4 protein-coding genes and 1 pseudogene are annotated in these 3,546 nt (G+C 39.5%); 1 reads left to right on the top strand and 4 read right to left on the bottom strand.

Going from position 1 to position 3,546, the window contains the following annotated elements; genetic code table 11:
• From AK965_RS20060 to AK965_RS20075, 4 genes are all read right to left on the bottom strand, one after another.
• Positions 1-630, bottom strand: a 630-nt coding sequence (locus tag AK965_RS20060) for a hypothetical protein (protein ID WP_099081240.1), incomplete at its 3' end; no start/stop codon positions are given.
• A gap of 77 nt (positions 631-707) precedes the next feature.
• Positions 708-917 carry a hypothetical protein gene (locus AK965_RS20065; RefSeq protein ID WP_099081241.1) on the bottom strand — a complete coding sequence of 70 codons (210 nt, stop codon included), beginning with the start codon at positions 915-917 and terminating at the stop codon, positions 708-710.
• A gap of 332 nt (positions 918-1,249) precedes the next feature.
• Complete coding sequence (locus tag AK965_RS20070) at positions 1,250-2,440, bottom strand: site-specific integrase (protein ID WP_099081242.1); 1,191 nt, start codon at positions 2,438-2,440, stop codon at positions 1,250-1,252.
• A gap of 10 nt (positions 2,441-2,450) precedes the next feature.
• Complete coding sequence (locus AK965_RS20075) at positions 2,451-2,816, bottom strand: hypothetical protein (protein ID WP_172438210.1); 366 nt, start codon at positions 2,814-2,816, stop codon at positions 2,451-2,453.
• Between the two features lie 167 nt (positions 2,817-2,983).
• Between AK965_RS20075 and AK965_RS20080 the strand changes: the two are divergent.
• Positions 2,984-3,546 (top strand): annotated as a pseudogene (locus AK965_RS20080) (hypothetical protein); the annotation flags it as partial.

The raw sequence follows: 3,546 nt of genomic DNA on the forward strand, positions 1-3,546 counted from the left end.
AGTGTTACGAGGAGTTACTACTTGAGGTGTTGATGAGATAGACGCAGTAATACCATCGGACAGCTTTTTAATGAGATTGTCATTGTTACCATAAAATAGAGTAAGCAAACCGAATGAAAATATAACAACGATAATTTGGGCAACGATTCCGGAGAAACCGCCTAATAACCACTCCCCAAACTTCCGAATTCCCGATCTTTTAGGTGTGTCATTTACTGTTATTTTAAACTGCTCCAATAGATCATTCTTAATTTTGGTTTTTTCTCTATTAAGGCTTTTTTGAAGTTCTTTCTTGTTTTTCTCTAACTCTGCTTGCTCTTTTTTTAGAAGAGCTTGCTTTTTTTCTAGTTCATCGGTTTGATTTTTAACAAGAGTTTCACCAGCTTTTTGACCAAGTAATTCAATAATGGTAACAGCTTTAGTTCTGAACTGTTCCAATGAACTACTAGAACGGAGCGTGTCATCGTGGAAGTTAGCAAGACGTTCTGATATTTCTGTCTCACTTTTTCCTTCTGCACGAAGTGACTGACCTATTTCATCTTTTTGGAATTTATAGAGTGCATATGCTAGCAAGCCTATGGGGTCATTTTCTGATTTCACTAGAGCGTTAAAAACCCATTTTTTAGCCATACTGTATAAAAACCCTAAAAAAATAGCACCGAAAGGTGCTATTTTAGAGAAAACAGTAATTAATTCAAAGCTATTTATTAGCTTGTAGCCGTTGTCATAAACACGGTTTGAAAAACTTTCTTAGCATTAAATCCACTGAAGCGATTTTCATATGATGATTTTAGTTTTTCATCACGCAACAAGTCTGAAATATTGATAGAGCTTAAGCTGTCTACAAGTTCTAACATTTCTTTCTCGGAAAGTTGTACTGAAGGAGGGGTAACGATTTTTGCATTAGATTTGCTCATATTGACCGCCTTTTGTACATGTGTGGATTTGAGGGCGCGGATTGTAGCCTAACGTTGATGTACTTGCAACTCCGCTATCGATATAACATCAATATATATTCCATATATACACCTGTCCAGCAGAAAAATGTTATTTTTTGAAATGTAAAGTATGAACCTACAAAAATAAGTTTGTTTTAAGTTTTTGATTTTTAAACTTATTTTCATTAAAATTTCAAGACTTGAAGTTGATTCTTTTTTCTAAGCTAAACCTGCATTGACATAGGGGTTAGTTAAGCTCGGTGTTTTACGCAAACAAAGTAGTAAGCACAGATGGCCTACTACTTTGTAGTTTAGAAGTATGTTACGTCCTCGACCAACTCAGCCACATTTGCACTGACCTCTCTCAATCTAGAACTAGCCAAATGAGCATAACGAGTTGAAGTTTGAGGGCTCTGATGCCCTAACAAGTGTTGAACGTCATAGAGTGTGGCATTGCCTGAATTGATCAAAATCGATGCAAAGCTGTGTCTCAAGTCATGGATACGAAAGCTATCTTTAATACCTGACGCTTTCCTTATTCGAGCAAATGCTTTCTTCGGATGAGCGATAGGCCGCCCCTCGGCATCACCTGCGAAGATATAAGGGTTCTTTAATTTCTGGAATCTGCGCTGATCTTTCATTACCTCCTTAGCTAGCTCATTCAGCAGTACCGTCCTAGATAACCCCGACTTGGTATGTGGCAAAAACAGGCTCCAATTGCCGTCGTCGTCGACGGTAAGACATTCCCATTTCGAACTTGTGATTTCCCCTATACGCATTCCCGTAAGCAGAGCGAATTTCAATGCATTAGCCTGAGTGCGATTAGGCTCCTCATTACATGCTCGGATGAAGTTAGCGACCTCCTGACGATTAAGGAAGAACTGACGAACATTGTTCTCCTTGAGTTTGCGTATGTACTGTCCCGGATGCTTGTCCACGAATCCCCATTCCATTGCAAGCCTGAACATACGGAGGATTAGTGAGCGCAATCTATTTACCGTAGCTGGTTTGCGTCCCTCAAGTAACCCATCTAGCAATTTCTGAATGTCTTGTTGACCAATATCAGTGAGAGGCTTCTTGCCCCACTTCGGGTAGAAATGTAGCTTGAGACTACCTGCATCACTCATAGCTGTGAGCTTGTTCATCATGGCATAGGGAAGATAGTGCAACTCAGCGAACTCTTGGAATGTTAGTACGTTGCGCTTTTCGTCCCTCATTGCCTTGGGATCATTACCTAATGCAATTTCTCGCTTATGGTCATTAGCAATTTGCCTAGCCGTGTTGATGTCTATCGCAGGATATTCGCCAAGCTGAACAGATTTCTTGGTCCCATGCAGGGTGTATCTGAACAGGAATCGCTTTCTACCTTGTCGGTTAACGATCAGCTTCAAACCGCTACATAACTCATCTGTGTACTCAGTTTCTTTGCTGCGACTCGTCGACGGCGTCGGCGGTAGTGAGTCAAGTTGACGCTTGTTGAACTTAAATTTTTTCGATTTCATAACAATCACCTCACTCATTACCTGAGAAATGTTGGCGCAATTCGGTTAGCAATGTCTCAGGCATCAATAGATAGATACCTTTACCAGAGTCCTCGACAATGCTCAGGGTAAGCACCATATCTTGCTCTAATTCATCCTCGAATTCGGTGTAGGTTAATGCTCGTTCCAGTATCTCAATATCAGTGTCGTCGACGACGTCAACAGATAGGTCTGAAATTGAGGTTAAGAACCAGAGTTCGCATTTCAGTTTATCCCATGCTCGTTGAGTTTCGGCTTCATCATGGAATGGTTCGGTGAGTATGGATAGGATTTGTTCTTGTAGTGTTGTGGTGATTGGTAGAGATGTGATTTGTTGAAAGTTAGTAAGCTTTAACATAATTAAACCCTTTATTATCAATATCATAAATTTAATATGAGTCTGACTTTCAAGAAGATTCGGGTGCAGCCAAAACATTTTATTGGACAAATCATCAATCAAATATTGAAATCATAAACCAATCATATATGATTGGTTTTCTTCCTTTTATGATTTGGTGGCAATTTATGAAGATAGATATTTCCCAAAAAACATACGAACGTTTGTCCGAGCTAGCGAAAGGCTTTGACACCCCAGATACTGTTATTAATCGTTTACTGGATTCAGTGTCCAAAACACCTGAACGTAAACCTAGCATTACCTTTAACCCAAACAATGAGTCGGCTTTTAAAACTGCTCTACTGGATACTCGACTGGCTGAAGTTTGTATCACTTACAGTGATAAACCATCTCGCTTTTTGGTATGGAACGCTGATAAGTTCAAGGAATCATCAAATCTGAAGGCTAATCTGTGGTCAGGATTTCTTAGAGGCTGGAAAGAGAAAGACATTACCGGAATCACCCTAACTGTTTTGGATTCTAATTCTGATAAAACCGTTTTAGAAATAGGGCATGCATTGGGACTTAGTTATTCAGACGCGTTAATTGTTCAGCCACGGGCGCATAGAGAGAATGAGGATACTTATCTGATTTGGTTCGAAAATGAAGATTTTTCTATCATCGATAAAGTGCAGCACAAAGTTAACAATGACATCAATGTGTATTTACCATCTTTCATGCTCGATCTGTA

The sequence above is a fragment of the Vibrio sp. PID17_43 genome (assembly GCF_002608565.1).
GTDB lineage: Bacteria > Pseudomonadota > Gammaproteobacteria > Enterobacterales > Vibrionaceae > Vibrio.